The organism is Nocardioides sp. Z13_37 (genome assembly GCF_058355585.1).
The window spans coordinates 237868-250964 of record NZ_JBZGDV010000008.1; the positions used below are offsets into that span (position 1 = coordinate 237868).

A 13097-nucleotide genomic window follows, 5' to 3' on the forward strand; every position below is an offset into this window, starting at 1 on the left:
CGGGCCCGCTCGGACGGCGGGCCGATACCGGGGCCCCGGCTAGTGTCGCGGTATGAACCTCGTCGACTGGGACTTCGCCGTCACCGTGGGATCCCGGGTCGCCGGGCCAGGACCGGACGTGTCGCCCGACGAGGCCGCCGCGGCCGTCGTCGAGCTGCGCGAGGGCGCGGCCCGCTCCACCCCGCTCGTACGTGACTTCACCGGGCTGCACACCGCGTCCGGCACCGCGCCTGTCCTCGTCGTGGACCGCACGGGCTGGCTGCGTGCCAACGCCGACGGCTTCGCCAAGCTGCTCAGCCCGGTCGTGGACAAGCTGGTCGAGAAGAAGGGGCCGCCCTCGGCGTTCGCCGCCTCCCTCGGCACCCGCGTGACCGGCGCCGAGGTCGGGCTGATGCTCGGGTTCCTGAGCAGCAAGGTGCTGGGCCAGTTCGACCCGTTCCACGACCCGCACGGCCGGCTGCTGCTGGTGGCTCCCAACATCGTCCACGTCGAGCGCGAGATCGGCGCCGACCCCACCGACTTCCGGCTCTGGGTGTGCCTGCACGAGGAGACCCACCGCGTCCAGTTCACCGCCAACCCCTGGCTCGGCGAGCACCTGATGGCCCAGATGCACGCGGTCGCCGACACCATCGAGCCGACGGCGCTACTCGACGGCATCCGCCGCGGCGCCGAGTCGATCCGCCGCGGCGACGGCAGCGTCATCGACCTCGTCTCCTCGCCCCAGCAGAAGGAGATCATCGACCGGGTCACCGGCGTCATGTCCCTGCTCGAGGGCCACGCCGACGTGGTCATGGACGGCGTCGGTCCCACCGTCATCCCGTCGGTGGCCGACATCCGCCGCAAGTTCAACCAGCGCCGCAAGGGCGTCGGCTCGCTCGACAAGCTGCTGCGCCGCCTGCTCGGGCTCGACGCCAAGATGGCGCAGTACCGCGACGGCGCGATCTTCGTGCGCCACGTCGTCGACAAGGTCGGCATGGACGACTTCAACGCCGTGTGGAGCGGGCCCGAGGCGCTGCCGTCCAAGGCGGAGATCGCCGACCCGGACGCCTGGGTCGCCCGGGTGCTGTGACGCTCCACCCCTCGGTCGCCGCGGTCCGGCTGCCGGTCCGCGCGAGCCTCGCGCGCCTCGACGCCCCCGCGACCGTGGCGGTCGCGTGCAGCGGGGGAGCCGACTCGCTCGCCCTCGCCTCGGCCACGGTGTTCGAGGCCCGCCGGCTGGGCACGCGTGTCGTCGGGGTGACCGTCGACCACGGCCTGCAGCAGGGCTCGGCCGCCCAGGCCGACCGCGTCGTCGCGCAGCTCGCCGCGATGGGTGTCGACGAGACCCTCACCGCCCGGGTCACCGTCGACGCCGCGTCCGGGCTGGGGCCCGAGGCCGCCGCCCGCGAGGCGAGGTACGCCGTCCTGGAGCAGGTCGCCGAGCACCTCGGCGCCAGCCTGGTGCTGCTCGGCCACACCCTCGACGACCAGGCCGAGACCGTGCTGCTCGGCCTGGCCCGGGGCTCGGGCGGGCGATCGCTGCAGGGGATGCGGCCCGGCTTCGGGGTCTTCGCGCGCCCGCTGCTCGGCGTACGCCGCGACGACACCGTCACCGCCTGCCAGGTCGAGGGGATCGAAGTCTGGGACGACCCGCACAACGACGACCCCGGCTACACCCGGGTCCGGGTGCGCCGGCGGGTGCTGCCGGTCCTCGAGGACGAGCTCGGGCCCGGCATCGCCGAGACGCTCGCCCGCACCGCCGAGCAGCTCCGTGAGGACACCGCGCTCCTCGACCGCCTCGCCGAGGAGGCCCTGGCGCGTGCGCGCCGCGCCGGCGGCCTCGACGTCGCGGTCCTCGGTGCCGAGCCGCCCGCGCTCCGCCACCGCGTCGTCCACCGGGCCGCCCTCGACGCCGGCTGCCCGCCCTCGGAGCTCACGCGCGAGCACGTCCTCGCCGTCGACCGGCTGCTCGTGGACTGGCGCGGACAGAAGTGGATCGACCTGCCCGGCCACGTCCGCGCGCTCCGGCGCGACGGGCTGCTGGTCCTCGAGGCCGTGGCCCTAGGCTGACGCCATGGACTCGTCCCACGTGGAGCACGACCTGGTCAACGTCCTCTTCACCGAGGAGCAGATCCAGCAGCGGCTGGCCGAGATGGCCCTCCAGATCACCGAGGACTACGAGGGACGCGACCTGCTGATGGTGGGCGTCCTGCGTGGTGCGGTGATGGTGATGGCCGACCTGTCCCGGTCGATGCCGCGGCACCTGGAGATGGACTGGATGGCGGTGAGCTCCTACGGCTCGGGCACCAAGTCGAGCGGCGTGGTGCGCATCCTCAAGGACCTCGACACCGACATCAGCGGGCGCGACGTGCTGATCGTCGACGAGATCATCGACACCGGGCTGACCCTGAGCTGGCTGGTCAACAACCTCTCCAGCCGCAACCCCGCGAGCGTCGAGATCGCCACGCTGCTGCGCAAGCCCGAGGCCCTCTCGATGCCCGTGGAGCCCAAGTACGTCGGCTGGGACATCCCCAACGAGTTCGTCGTCGGCTACGGCCTCGACTACCGCGAGCGCTACCGCAACCTCCGCGACATCGGCACGCTCGCGCCCCACGTCTACTCCTGAACGGGCCCGAACGGCTCGCCCCGCTTCACCCCGCCTGAGACAATGGGGTCCCGGGCGGCGTGTAGCGTCGCCTCTCCACCTCCGAACAGCTGAAAGTTGCCTGTGAAGCGCATATTCAAGGGTCCCTGGGTGTGGATCGTCCTGTCCGCCTTCGCGGTGCTGCTGGCGATCCAGTTCCTCGCCCCCAGCGACGGCTACGACGAGGTCGACACCTCGACCCTCGCCTCCTACATCGACGACGGCAAGGTCGAGGAGATCGAGTTCAACGGCGCCGACTTCGAGATCCAGGCCACGCTCGACAAGGGCACCCGCGAGGACGGCGACAAGGTCGTCGCGCAGTACATCGACGGCGAGCAGGAGGAGCTCCTCTCCGCGGTCCGGGAGCAGAAGGCCGCCGGCACGATCGAGAAGTACAACTCGACCGTCCCCCAGCCCAGCTTCCTCGGCTCGCTGCTGGCCACCCTGCTGCCGTTCGCGCTGATCATCTTGCTGTTCATCTTCTTGATGAACCAGGCCCAGGGCGGTGGCGGCCGCGGCGTCATGCAGTTCGCCAAGTCCAAGGCCAAGCTCATCACCAAGGACATGCCCAAGACGACCTTCAGCGACGTCGCGGGCTGCGAGGAGGCGATCGAGGAGCTCGGCGAGATCAAGGAGTTCCTCACCGACCCGGCCAAGTTCCAGGCCGTCGGCGCCAAGATCCCCAAGGGCGTGCTGCTCTACGGCCCGCCCGGCACCGGCAAGACCCTGCTCGCCCGCGCCGTCGCGGGCGAGGCGGGCGTGCCGTTCTACTCGATCTCGGGCTCCGACTTCGTCGAGATGTTCGTCGGTGTGGGCGCGAGCCGCGTGCGCGACCTGTTCGAGCAGGCCAAGGAGAACCCGCCCGCCATCGTGTTCATCGACGAGATCGACGCCGTCGGCCGCCACCGCGGCGCCGGCATGGGCGGCGGTCACGACGAGCGTGAGCAGACCCTCAACCAGCTGCTGGTCGAGATGGACGGCTTCGACGTGCGCGGCGGGGTCATCCTCATCGCGGCCACCAACCGTCCCGACGTGCTCGACCCCGCGCTGCTGCGCCCGGGCCGCTTCGACCGGCAGATCCAGGTCGACGCCCCCGACCTCAACGGCCGTCACCAGATCCTCAAGGTCCACTCGCGCGGCAAGCCGATCGCGCAGGACATCGACCTGCTGAGCGTGGCGCGCCGCACGCCCGGCTTCACCGGTGCCGACCTGGCCAACGTGCTCAACGAGGCCGCGCTGCTCACCGCGCGCAGCAACGCCAAGATGATCACCGACGAGGCGCTCGACGAGGCGATCGACCGCGTGATCGCCGGGCCGCAGCGTCGTACGCGACTGATGAGCGAGCGCGAGAAGCTCATCACCGCCTACCACGAGGGCGGACACGCGCTCGTCGCCGCCGCGCTCCCCGGCACCGACCCGGTGCACAAGGTCACGATCCTGCCGCGCGGTCGCGCGCTGGGCTACACGATGGTGCTGCCCGACCGCGACAAGTACTCCCAGACGCGCAGCGAGATGCTCGACTCGCTGGCCTACATGCTCGGCGGCATGGCCGCGGAGGCGCTGATCTTCCACGACGTCACCTCCGGTGCCGGCAACGACATCGAGAAGGCCACCAACCTGGCCCGCGCGATGGTGACCCAGTACGGCATGACCGAGCGTCTCGGCGCGGTCAAGCTGGGCGACAGCAACTCCGAGCCGTTCCTGGGCCGCGACATGGGCCACACGCGCAACTACTCCGAGGAGACGGCCGCCGCGGTCGACGAGGAGGTCAAGACCCTCCTCAACCACGCCCACCAGGAGGCGTTCGAGATCCTCGAGACCAACCGCGACGTGCTCGACTCCCTGGTGCTCGCGCTGCTCGACAAGGAGACCCTCGACAAGGCCGAGATCGCCACGATCTTCGAGGCGCTCACCAAGCGGCCCAACCGGCCGGCCTGGACCGGGTCGCCCGAGCGGGTGCCGTCGTCGATCCCGCCGGTCGACATCCCGCAGGCGATCCGCGACCGGGTGCACGCCGACGCGGCCGCCCAGAACGACGAGGGCGGCGCGATCCTCACGCCCCCCGGCGCCGGCGGCGACGTGCACGGCATCCCTGAGATCCACCCCGACACCCCCACGCCCCCGCGCCCGGACGCGCCGTGACCGACCCGATCTCCGGGCAGGAGCGCGCGCCGGGGGAGGTCCCCGAGTTCGACCAGGCGCGCGCCGAGGCGGCCGTGCGCGAGCTGCTCCACGCCATCGGCGAGGACCCCGCGCGTGAGGGGCTGCGCGAGACCCCGGCGCGGGTGGCGCGTGCCTACGCCGAGCTCACGCAGGGCCTGCGCCAGAGCGCCCGCGACGTCCTGACCACCACCTTCGACATCGGCCACGAGGAGATGGTGCTGGTCCGCGACATCGAGCTGTGGTCGATGTGCGAGCACCACCTCGTGCCGTTCACCGGGGTCGCCCACGTCGGCTACATCCCGGCCGAGACCGGCAAGATCACCGGCCTGTCCAAGCTCGCCCGGCTCGTCGACGTCTACGCCAAGCGCCCGCAGGTGCAGGAGCGGCTGACCACTCAGGTGGCCGACTCGCTGATGGAGATCCTCGAGGCCCGTGGCGTGATCGTGGTGATCGAGGCCGAGCACCTGTGCATGACCATGCGTGGGGTGAAGAAGGCCGGTGCGCGCACCATCACCTCCGCGGTCCGCGGCGCGTTCCTGACCCACCAGGCCACCCGCGCCGAGGCGATGGCGCTCATCAGCTCCGGGTCCAGGTGAGCCAGGGCGCACCCCCTGCCGCCCGGGTCCCCCGGGTGATGGGGATCGTCAACGTCACGCCCGACTCCTTCTCCGACGGCGGTCGGTGGGCGACCACCGAGGCAGCGGTCGCCCACGGACGGCTCCTGCTGGAGCAGGGGGCCGACCTGCTCGACATCGGCGGGGAGTCGACCCGGCCGGGCGCCACCCGGCCGCTGGTCGCCGAGGAGCTCGACCGGGTCGTGCCCGTGATCCGCGAGCTCGCCGACGCCGGGGCCCTGCTCTCGGTCGACACCATGCGCGCCGAGGTCGCCGAGGCCGCCCTCGACGCCGGTGCCCGGATCGTCAACGACGTGTCCGGCGGCCTGGCCGACCCGCGGATCCTCGAGGTCGTCGCCGCGAGCGACGCCTCCTACGTCGCGATGCACTGGCGCGCCCACTCCGACCGGATGCGCGACTTCACCGACTACTCGCCCGACGGGGTCGTGGCGTCGGTGCGCCGCGAGCTCGCCGAGCGGCTCGAGGCGGTCGAGACCGCCGGCATCGCCCGCTCACGCGTGCTGCTCGACCCCGGCCTCGGCTTCGCCAAGGAGCCGCGCCACAACTGGGAGCTGCTGGCCGCCCTGGAGCGCCTGCACGAGCTCGGCTGCCCGCTGCTGGTCGGCGCCAGCCGCAAGTCGTTCCTCGGCTCGCTGCTGGCCGAGGACGGCCGCCTGCGACCGGTCGACGAGCGCGAGCACGCCCACGTCGCGCTGGTCGCCCTGCTGGCCGCCCGCGGGGTCGAGTGCCTGCGCGTGCACGACGTACGAGCCACCCGCGACGCGCTCGCGGTGGTCGAGGCGATGGAGGTCGCACATGACGGATGAGCTGTCGGTCCGGGGCATCGAGTGCTTCGCCCACCACGGCGTCTTCGACTTCGAGAGGCGCGAGGGCCAGGTCTTCGTCGTCGACCTCGTGCTGGGCATCGACACCCGCCCCGCGGCCTCCTCCGACGCCCTCGCCGACACCGTCGACTACGGCTCGCTGACCGCCGACGTCAAGGCTGCCGTCGAGCGCGACCCGGTCGACCTGATAGAAACCGTCGCCCAACGCATCGCCGATGTGTGCCTGACGGACTCTCGTGTTGAATGGGCGCGAGTCACGCTGCACAAACCTGATGCGCCCATCGACGCGACGTACTCGGACGTCGCGCTGACGATCACCAGAACGCGAGGCAACGCTCATGACTGAGACCCCCAACCCCAACATCGTGGACACCGACGCCCTCACCGGCGAGATGCACCCGATCCGTCGCGTGGTGGTTGCGCTGGGATCCAACCTCGGAGAGCGCCTGGCCTCCCTCCAGGGCGCGGTCAACGCCCTGGCCGACACCCCCGACTTCTTCGTCACGGGCGTCTCGCCGGTCTACGAGACCGAGCCGATCGACGCCCCCGAGGGCTCGCGCCCCTTCCTCAACGCCGTCCTGCTCGCCGACACCACGCTCCCGGCCGCGCGGCTGATGGAGCGGGCGCTGGCGATCGAGGACGCGTTCGGCCGCGAGCGCGGCGACGTCCCCAACGCCGCGCGCACCCTCGACGTCGACCTCATCGTCGTCGGCGACCGCCGCTCCAACGAGGACTTCCTCCGGCTGCCGCACCCCCGCGCCCACGAGCGCGCCTTCGTGCTGCAGCCGTGGTACGACCTCGAGCCCGACGCGGTCTTCCCGGACCGGGGCCCGATCGCCGAGCTGCTCGACGCCTCCGACTCCTCGGGCGTGAAGAGGCGCGAGGACCTCACCCTCGAGGTCGAGTGATCACCCCACGGCGTCCCGCTCCGCCGCTCCGCTCCCCCTCGCGACGCCGCAGGGACCCCGAGTGACCACCCCCGGCCCCGACGGCTCCGACGGGCCCGACGGCTCCGACGGGCCCGACGGCCCGGACGGGGACCCGCCGGAGCCGCGCGGGACGCTGCGCCCCACCTCCGCCGGCGCCCTGACGGCGTGCGCCGTCGTCGGCCTCGTGCTCGGGTGGGGCATGCACCCGCTGGTCGAGGCGCTGACCGGACGGCCGCCGCTGGTGTCGTGGGCCCAGGCGCTGGTGCTCGTCATGGTCGCCGCGATCATGACGTTCCTGGCCTGGCACACGTGGCAGACGGTGCACGTGCGGGGGGAGCGGCTCGAGCCGCAGCAGGCCGTCAACCGGCTCGTGCTGGCCCGTGCGTGCGCGCTTGCCGGCACGCTCGTGGCTGCCGGCTACGTCGGCTACGCCGTCGGCTGGCTGGGCGACGAGTCGCAGTACGCCGACCGCTGGATGCTGCGCGCCCTGGTCGCGGCTGCCGGAGCGACGGGGGTGAGTGTGGCCTCGCTGGCACTCGAGCGTGCGTGTCGCGCGGACGGGGGCCCGTCGCAGCCCTAGGGTGGCGCCATGCCTTCCCAGCAGCCCCAGCAGTCCCAGGTGTCGCGGACGCCTGCTCGCCGCCGTCAGCGCAGCACCCGCCTCGTCGTGGCCGTCGCCCTCCTCGTCGCCGGCGCGGCCCTCGTGGTCGGGGCGCTCGCGTCCTCCTCGGCGACGCTGACCGCTGTCGCTGCCGTCGTGGCCGTGCTCGCCGGCGCGGCCGCCACCCGCATCACGCACACCGAGCTGATGCAGGCCCGGCGTGACGCCGCCCGCGACAGCGCGGTGCAGGCCCAGCAGTACCGCGAGCTCACTGAGCGCCGCACGGCCGAGTCCGCCGCGTTCGCCGCGGACATGCGCCGCAAGATCGACGAGCGCGAGGAGGCGATCGACGTGCTCGAGCGCGCCCTGTCGAGCGCGCAGAAGAACGCCGCCGAGCAGACGCTCAAGCGCGGCCAGGAGGCCCGTCGCGCCGACGCCGCCGAGCGCGGTCGCGACGAGGCCGAGCGGGGCCGCGACGACGCCGAGGGCCGCGCTGCCGAGGCGATCGTGCTGGTCGCCGAGCTCGAGGCCGAGATCGACGTGCTCCGCGCCGAGCTCGACGTGCTCCGCGCCGCCGCGGCGCGCCGCGACCACCGCAGCGCCTGAGCCAGCCGAGCCCGCCGCGACGGCGTACGGAAGAATGGGTCGTCGTGATCCCCGAGGACAACCGGTTCGAGAGCGACCCCACCGACGCGCTGCCCGACGACCCGGGGCTCCCGGCGGGCTGGCAGGCCGAGACTCCCGACGGCGACGACCCGGCCACGATCGAGCGGCTCGTCGAGCTGCTGCGTGAGCACGAGCGCGCCGGTCGCGGGTGGGCGAGCTCCGGCGAGAACGCCGTGCGGGTCGAGGTCTCCGACCGCGGCCTGGCGATGCGGGAGAACGTCGTGCTGCGCGACCCCGACGGCCGGATCCAGTCGTGGGGGAGCGTCCACGACCGCGCCTCGGGGCGGATGCTCTTCGTGCACATCGTCGCCCGCGACCTCGACGAGCGCGTCGCCGCGCGCTGCAGCGACGTGCTGTTCGCGTGGGCGCAGACCCAGGCGGAGGCGGTCGGCGCGGCCCGCGGCGTGCCCGTGCAGCAGATCGACACGGGCGCCTTCGCCGACGACGAGCGGCAGCACGCCTGGCTCGCCGCGGCCGGCTTCGAGCGCGTCCGCACCTGGTGGCAGATGAGCCGCCCGGTGGAGCCGTCGGAGGCCGAGCTGGTGCCCGACCCGGCGCGCTGGGAGCGAAAGGGCGTGGTCTTCCGCCTCGTCGAGCGCCAGGGCGGCCCGGAGTCCGGCGGGATGCCCGACGAGGCCGACCTGCGGGCGGTGCACGACGTGCTGGAGGGTGCCTTCACCGACCACTTCAACTCGACGGAGGAGACGTTCGACGAGTTCATCCACCGCCTCCGCGAGGACCCGGGCCACCGCTGGGACCACTGGTGGCTGGCCGAGATCACCGACGAGGCGGGCGGCACCGAGGCCGCCGGCGCCCTGGTGGGCTCGGTGAGCGAGTCCGACACCGGCCCCGACGGGTCCTACGTCGCCTACCTCGGCGTGCTCGAGTCGGCACGCGGGCGCGGCGTGGCCACCGGCCTGCTCCGCACGATCATCGCCGACGCCGCCTCGCGCGGACGCGACCGCGTCGGCCTGGAGGTCGACGCCGACTCGCCGACCGGCGCCGACGGCCTCTACACGTCGATGGGCTGGGCCACGTCCTACGTCACGGAGTCGTGGCACCGGAGCGTCACGACCACGACGGCCGGCTGAGCGCCGCTCAGCGCATCGACCGGCGCAGCGCCCGGTGCACCCCGGCCGGGGTGAGCACGCCGACGAACGTCGCGCCGCGCCGCACGCCGATCATCGGCTTGTCGTCGCGCAGCATCGCGGCGAGCGCCTCCTCGAGCGAGGAGTCGATGTCGATGGCCGAGCCGAGGTCGCCGGTCGAGACCCCGTCGATCGGCTCGAGGTGCTCCACGGTGAGCCGGGTGACGGTGAGGGTGCGGATGCCGCCGGCGCCCACGAAGTCGGCGACCTGCTCGTCGGCCGGGTGGGCCAGCAGCTCGCCGGGGGTGGCGTACTGGGCGAGCCGGCCGCCCGCGGCGAAGACGGCCACCCGGTCGCCCATCCGGATCGCCTCGTCGATGTCGTGGGTCACCAGCACGACCGTCTTGCCCAGCTCGGCCTGGAGCCGCCGGAACTCGTCCTGCAGGCGGCCGCGCACCACCGGGTCGACGGCGCCGAACGGCTCGTCCATCAGCAGCACGGGCGGGTTGGCGGCGAGCGCGCGGGCGACGCCGACGCGCTGGCGCTGGCCGCCGGACAGCTCGTGGGGATAGCGACGCGCGTACTGCTCCGGCTCGAGGCCGACGGTCGCGAGCAGCTCGTGGGCCCGCTCGCGGGCGGTGGCCTTGGACTCGCCGTAGAGCAGCGGCACCGTCATGACGTTCTGCTCGATGCGCTGGTGGGGGAACAGGCCGATCTGCTGGATGACGTAGCCGATGCCGCGGCGCAGCTGGACCGGGTCGACGTCGGTGACGTCGCGCCCGTCGAGCCAGATGCGGCCGGTGGTCGGCTCGATGAGCCGGTTGATCATCTTGAGCGTCGTCGACTTGCCGCAGCCCGACGGCCCGACCAGGCAGACCATCTCGCCGCGGGCCACGTCGAGGTCGAGCTCGTGGACGGCCACGGTCCCGTCGGGGTAGGTCTTGCCCACGCCTTCGAGCCGGATCATCGACTCGCCGCCCCGTGTAGCGTCCATGCGGTGACCATACTGGCCGCGGCCGATTCCGGGCCGAGCTGTTACAGCCGCTTCGTCAACGAGTGGTTCTGCTGGCAGTACGTCGAGGACCGTCACACGCAGATCACCGACGCGCTGGTCGAGCACATCGCCATCACGCTCGCCGCCCTCGCGCTCGGCATCGTCATCGCCCTGCCGCTGGCGCTGCTCGCGCGGCGGCTGCCGCGCCTGGAGTCGCTGGTGCTCGGCGTCAGCACCGGCATCTACACCGTGCCGTCGCTGGCCCTGCTGCCGCTCCTGGTGCCGTTCACCGGGCTCTCGGCCGCCACGGTCGTGATCGGGCTCGGTCTCTACGCCCTGACCATCCTGGTCCGGGCGCTCCTCGACGGGCTGCGCTCGGTGCCCGACGACGTGCGGGAGGCGGCCACGGGACTGGGCTACGGACGGGCGCGGATGCTCACCCGCATCGAGATGCCCCTCGCCCTGCCCGTGGTGATGGCCGGCCTGCGGGTGGCGGCCGTGTCGACGGTCGCGCTCACCACGGTCGGCACGCTGGTCGCCTACGGCGGGCTCGGCGACCTGATCTCCCACGGCGTGCAGCGCGACTTCCGCGCCGAGCTGCTGACCGCCGCGGTGCTGTGCGTCGTGCTGGCCGTCGTGCTCGACGCCGTGATCGTCGTGCTGCAGCGCGTGCTGACGCCGTGGACGGCGGGGGCGCGCTGATGGACCTCTTCGCCGACACCTGGCACTACCTCCTGGACCCCGCCAGCTGGACGGGCTCCGGCGGCCTGGTCGCCCGGCTGCTGGAGCAGCTGCTGCTCACCGCCACGGCCCTGGTCGCCGCCATCCTGCTCGGGCTGCCCCTCGCCCTGTGGCTCGGCCACCTCGGCAGGGGCGGCTTCCTGGCCGTCAACATCTCCAACGTCGGACGCGCCGTGCCGACGTTCGCGCTCCTGGCCCTCCTGGTCGCGGCCGACTGGCCCGGCTCCGCCGACTTCGGCCCCTACGGCCGGGCCGGGCTCGCCACCCTCATCGCGCTCGTGCTCTTCGCCCTCCCGCCCCTCATCACCAACGGCTACGTCGGGATGCGCGAGGTGCCCTCCGACGTGAAGGAGGCCGCCGACGGCATGGGGATGTCGCAGCTGCAGCGCTTCTGGCGCGTCGAGCTGCCGCTGGCGCTGCCGGTGGTGGCCTCCGGCGTGCGGCTCGCGCTCGTCCAGGTGTGGGCCACCGCGACGATCGCGGCGCTGGTCGCCGGGCCCGGGCTGGGACGCATCATCACCGAGGGGTTCGCGCGCAACGACTACGCCCAGGGCATGGCGGCCGCGGTCGTGGTCGCAGTGGTCGCCCTCCTGCTCGAGCTGGCCGCGGCCCGGGTCCAGCGTGCCGCCGACCCGATGTCGCGCGCCTCGTCATCGAATCGTGACGACGCCCCGTCGGTGCCCTCGACTACGGTGGCAGAGGCTCCCGCCGGGAGCTGAGCGGACCCGCTCGCATCACCGGACACGCGTGGCTCTCGGCCACGGGACACAGAAGGTAGAATGACATGCACGTACGACGTCCGCTGCTGGCGGTGACCGCTCTCGCCCTGACCGCTCTCCTCGCCGGGTGCGCCGGCGACGACCTCGCCGCGGAGGACGACGAGCCCACCTCGGGCTCCGGCGGCGACAAGGACACCTCCGTCGTGATCGGCAGCCAGAGCTTCGACGAGGCCGCGCTCGTCACCGCGATGTACCAGCAGGTCCTCGAGGCGCAGGGCTACGACGTCGAGACCCGCCTGGTCGACACCCGCCCGATCTACCTCAACGAGATGCCCGACTCGGTCCAGATCGCCCCGGAGTACGTCGCCGGCATCGTCGACCAGCTCAACACCGACGCCAACGGCCCCGACGCGAAGCCGCTGTCGACCAGCGACGCCCAGGAGACGATCGACGCGGGCGCCTCGTTGCTCGAGGAGAAGGGCATCACCCTGCTCGAGCCGTCGGAGGCGTTCTCGGCCAACGGCTACTTCACCAGCCAGGAGCTCTCCGACGACCAGGGCGTCACCAAGCTCTCCGACCTCGAGGGCGAGGCGGTGACCCTGGCTGCCGCCCCCGACTGCAAGGGCCGCACCGACTGCGAGAAGGGCCTCGTCGACACCTACGGCATCGACATCACCCTCGAGCCGCTCGGCTACGCCTCCACCGAGACGTTCCAGGCGGTGCTCGACGGGGAGGCGCAGCTCGGCCAGACCAGCACGCTCGACGGCACCCTGGAGGAGCAGGGCCTGCTGCTGCTCGAGGACGACTTGGGCATCCAGCCCGCGCAGAACCTCGTTCCGGCCGTCTCGACGCAGTTCCTGGCCGACAACCCCGAGGTCGAGGGCGCGCTCAACGACCTGATGGCCGCGCTCGACAACGACACCCTCGGCGAGCTGCTGGTCAGCGTCCAGGTCGACCGCGAGCAGCCGGACGACGTCGCCACGGAGTTCCTCGAGTCCGAGGGCCTGATCTGATCCGTCTGCTGATTGTGGGACCGACTAGATGTACCCGGCCATGACCTTGGTTGCAGGCTCAGGCCGTTGACGTGAAGAGAACCCCCGAGTGGGGTGTGGCT

15 protein-coding genes are annotated in these 13097 nt (G+C 72.7%); 14 read left to right on the plus strand and 1 reads right to left on the minus strand.

All coding sequences use genetic code 11. The annotated features are described in order from the left end of the window. Positions 1 to 52 precede the first annotated feature (52 nt). The 11 genes from AC4H2S_RS18410 (at position 53) to AC4H2S_RS18460 (ending at position 9532) form a co-directional block, all read left to right on the plus strand. Positions 53 to 1069: a zinc-dependent metalloprotease gene (locus AC4H2S_RS18410; protein ID WP_491498426.1), complete on the plus strand. Its 1017-nt coding sequence runs from the start codon at positions 53 to 55 to the stop codon at positions 1067 to 1069. Next, a complete protein-coding gene (tilS, locus tag AC4H2S_RS18415) occupies positions 1066 to 2049 on the plus strand; it encodes a tRNA lysidine(34) synthetase TilS (RefSeq protein WP_491498427.1) in 984 nt (327 codons plus the stop codon). The genes AC4H2S_RS18410 and tilS overlap by 4 nt, the downstream gene beginning before the upstream one ends. Before the next feature lie 4 nt (positions 2050 to 2053). Further along, positions 2054 to 2605: a hypoxanthine phosphoribosyltransferase gene (gene hpt / locus AC4H2S_RS18420; RefSeq protein ID WP_491498428.1), complete on the plus strand. Its 552-nt coding sequence runs from the start codon at positions 2054 to 2056 to the stop codon at positions 2603 to 2605. 102 nt (positions 2606 to 2707) lie between these two features. After that, positions 2708 to 4765, plus strand: coding sequence for an ATP-dependent zinc metalloprotease FtsH (ftsH, locus tag AC4H2S_RS18425; RefSeq protein ID WP_491498429.1), 2058 nt, complete (start codon positions 2708 to 2710; stop codon positions 4763 to 4765). Beyond that, positions 4762 to 5382, plus strand: a complete 621-nt coding sequence (gene folE / locus AC4H2S_RS18430) for a GTP cyclohydrolase I FolE (RefSeq protein ID WP_491498430.1) — start codon at positions 4762 to 4764, stop codon at positions 5380 to 5382. Before ftsH ends, folE begins: the two co-directional genes overlap by 4 nt. Before the next feature lie 38 nt (positions 5383 to 5420). Next, positions 5421 to 6227, plus strand: coding sequence for a dihydropteroate synthase (gene folP, locus AC4H2S_RS18435; RefSeq protein ID WP_491498445.1), 807 nt, complete (start codon positions 5421 to 5423; stop codon positions 6225 to 6227). Further along, the gene (folB, locus tag AC4H2S_RS18440; RefSeq protein ID WP_491498431.1) at positions 6217 to 6591 is read left to right on the plus strand and encodes a dihydroneopterin aldolase; all 375 of its coding nucleotides are present in this window, start codon (positions 6217 to 6219) and stop codon (positions 6589 to 6591) included. The genes folP and folB overlap by 11 nt, the downstream gene beginning before the upstream one ends. Beyond that, positions 6584 to 7153: a 2-amino-4-hydroxy-6-hydroxymethyldihydropteridine diphosphokinase gene (folK, locus tag AC4H2S_RS18445; protein ID WP_491498432.1), complete on the plus strand. Its 570-nt coding sequence runs from the start codon at positions 6584 to 6586 to the stop codon at positions 7151 to 7153. The genes folB and folK overlap by 8 nt, the downstream gene beginning before the upstream one ends. 61 nt (positions 7154 to 7214) lie before the next feature. Beyond that, a complete protein-coding gene (locus AC4H2S_RS18450; protein WP_491498433.1) occupies positions 7215 to 7754 on the plus strand; it encodes a DUF3180 domain-containing protein in 540 nt (179 codons plus the stop codon). A 9-nt stretch (positions 7755 to 7763) separates the two neighbouring features. Next, on the plus strand, positions 7764 to 8381 hold the full coding sequence (locus AC4H2S_RS18455; RefSeq protein ID WP_491498434.1) for a hypothetical protein: 618 nt from the start codon (positions 7764 to 7766) through the stop codon (positions 8379 to 8381). A 44-nt stretch (positions 8382 to 8425) separates the two neighbouring features. Continuing rightward, positions 8426 to 9532, plus strand: a complete 1107-nt coding sequence (locus tag AC4H2S_RS18460) for a GNAT family N-acetyltransferase (protein ID WP_491498435.1) — start codon at positions 8426 to 8428, stop codon at positions 9530 to 9532. Between the two features lie 7 nt (positions 9533 to 9539). Here the strand turns inward: AC4H2S_RS18460 and AC4H2S_RS18465 are convergent, their stop codons facing one another. Beyond that, complete coding sequence (locus AC4H2S_RS18465; RefSeq protein ID WP_491498436.1) at positions 9540 to 10523, minus strand: ABC transporter ATP-binding protein; 984 nt, start codon at positions 10521 to 10523, stop codon at positions 9540 to 9542. Positions 10524 to 10526: 3 nt separating this feature from the next. On the opposite strand from AC4H2S_RS18465, the gene AC4H2S_RS18470 reads away from it, so the two are divergent. The 3 genes from AC4H2S_RS18470 (at position 10527) to AC4H2S_RS18480 (ending at position 12996) form a co-directional block, all read left to right on the plus strand. Continuing rightward, positions 10527 to 11225, plus strand: coding sequence for an ABC transporter permease (locus AC4H2S_RS18470; protein ID WP_491498437.1), 699 nt, complete (start codon positions 10527 to 10529; stop codon positions 11223 to 11225). Beyond that, a complete protein-coding gene (locus AC4H2S_RS18475) occupies positions 11204 to 11983 on the plus strand; it encodes an ABC transporter permease (RefSeq protein ID WP_491498438.1) in 780 nt (259 codons plus the stop codon). Before AC4H2S_RS18470 ends, AC4H2S_RS18475 begins: the two co-directional genes overlap by 22 nt. A gap of 65 nt (positions 11984 to 12048) precedes the next feature. Next, positions 12049 to 12996, plus strand: a complete 948-nt coding sequence (locus AC4H2S_RS18480; protein ID WP_491498439.1) for a glycine betaine ABC transporter substrate-binding protein — start codon at positions 12049 to 12051, stop codon at positions 12994 to 12996. The last annotated feature ends 101 nt before the right edge of the window (positions 12997 to 13097 follow it).

Excerpts from the sequence above, each read along its gene's own strand:
- AC4H2S_RS18465 (WP_491498436.1), bottom strand. The coding sequence starts at position 10,523 with ATGGACGCTACACGGGGCGGCGAGTCGATGATCCGGCTCGAAGGCGTG.
- AC4H2S_RS18455 (WP_491498434.1), top strand. The coding sequence starts at position 7,764 with ATGCCTTCCCAGCAGCCCCAGCAGTCCCAGGTGTCGCGGACGCCTGCT.
- AC4H2S_RS18480 (WP_491498439.1), top strand. The coding sequence starts at position 12,049 with ATGCACGTACGACGTCCGCTGCTGGCGGTGACCGCTCTCGCCCTGACC.
- folK (WP_491498432.1), top strand. The coding sequence starts at position 6,584 with ATGACTGAGACCCCCAACCCCAACATCGTGGACACCGACGCCCTCACC.
- hpt (WP_491498428.1), top strand. The coding sequence starts at position 2,054 with ATGGACTCGTCCCACGTGGAGCACGACCTGGTCAACGTCCTCTTCACC.
- folP (WP_491498445.1), top strand. The coding sequence starts at position 5,421 with ATGGGGATCGTCAACGTCACGCCCGACTCCTTCTCCGACGGCGGTCGG.
- AC4H2S_RS18410 (WP_491498426.1), top strand. The coding sequence starts at position 53 with ATGAACCTCGTCGACTGGGACTTCGCCGTCACCGTGGGATCCCGGGTC.
- folB (WP_491498431.1), top strand. The coding sequence starts at position 6,217 with ATGACGGATGAGCTGTCGGTCCGGGGCATCGAGTGCTTCGCCCACCAC.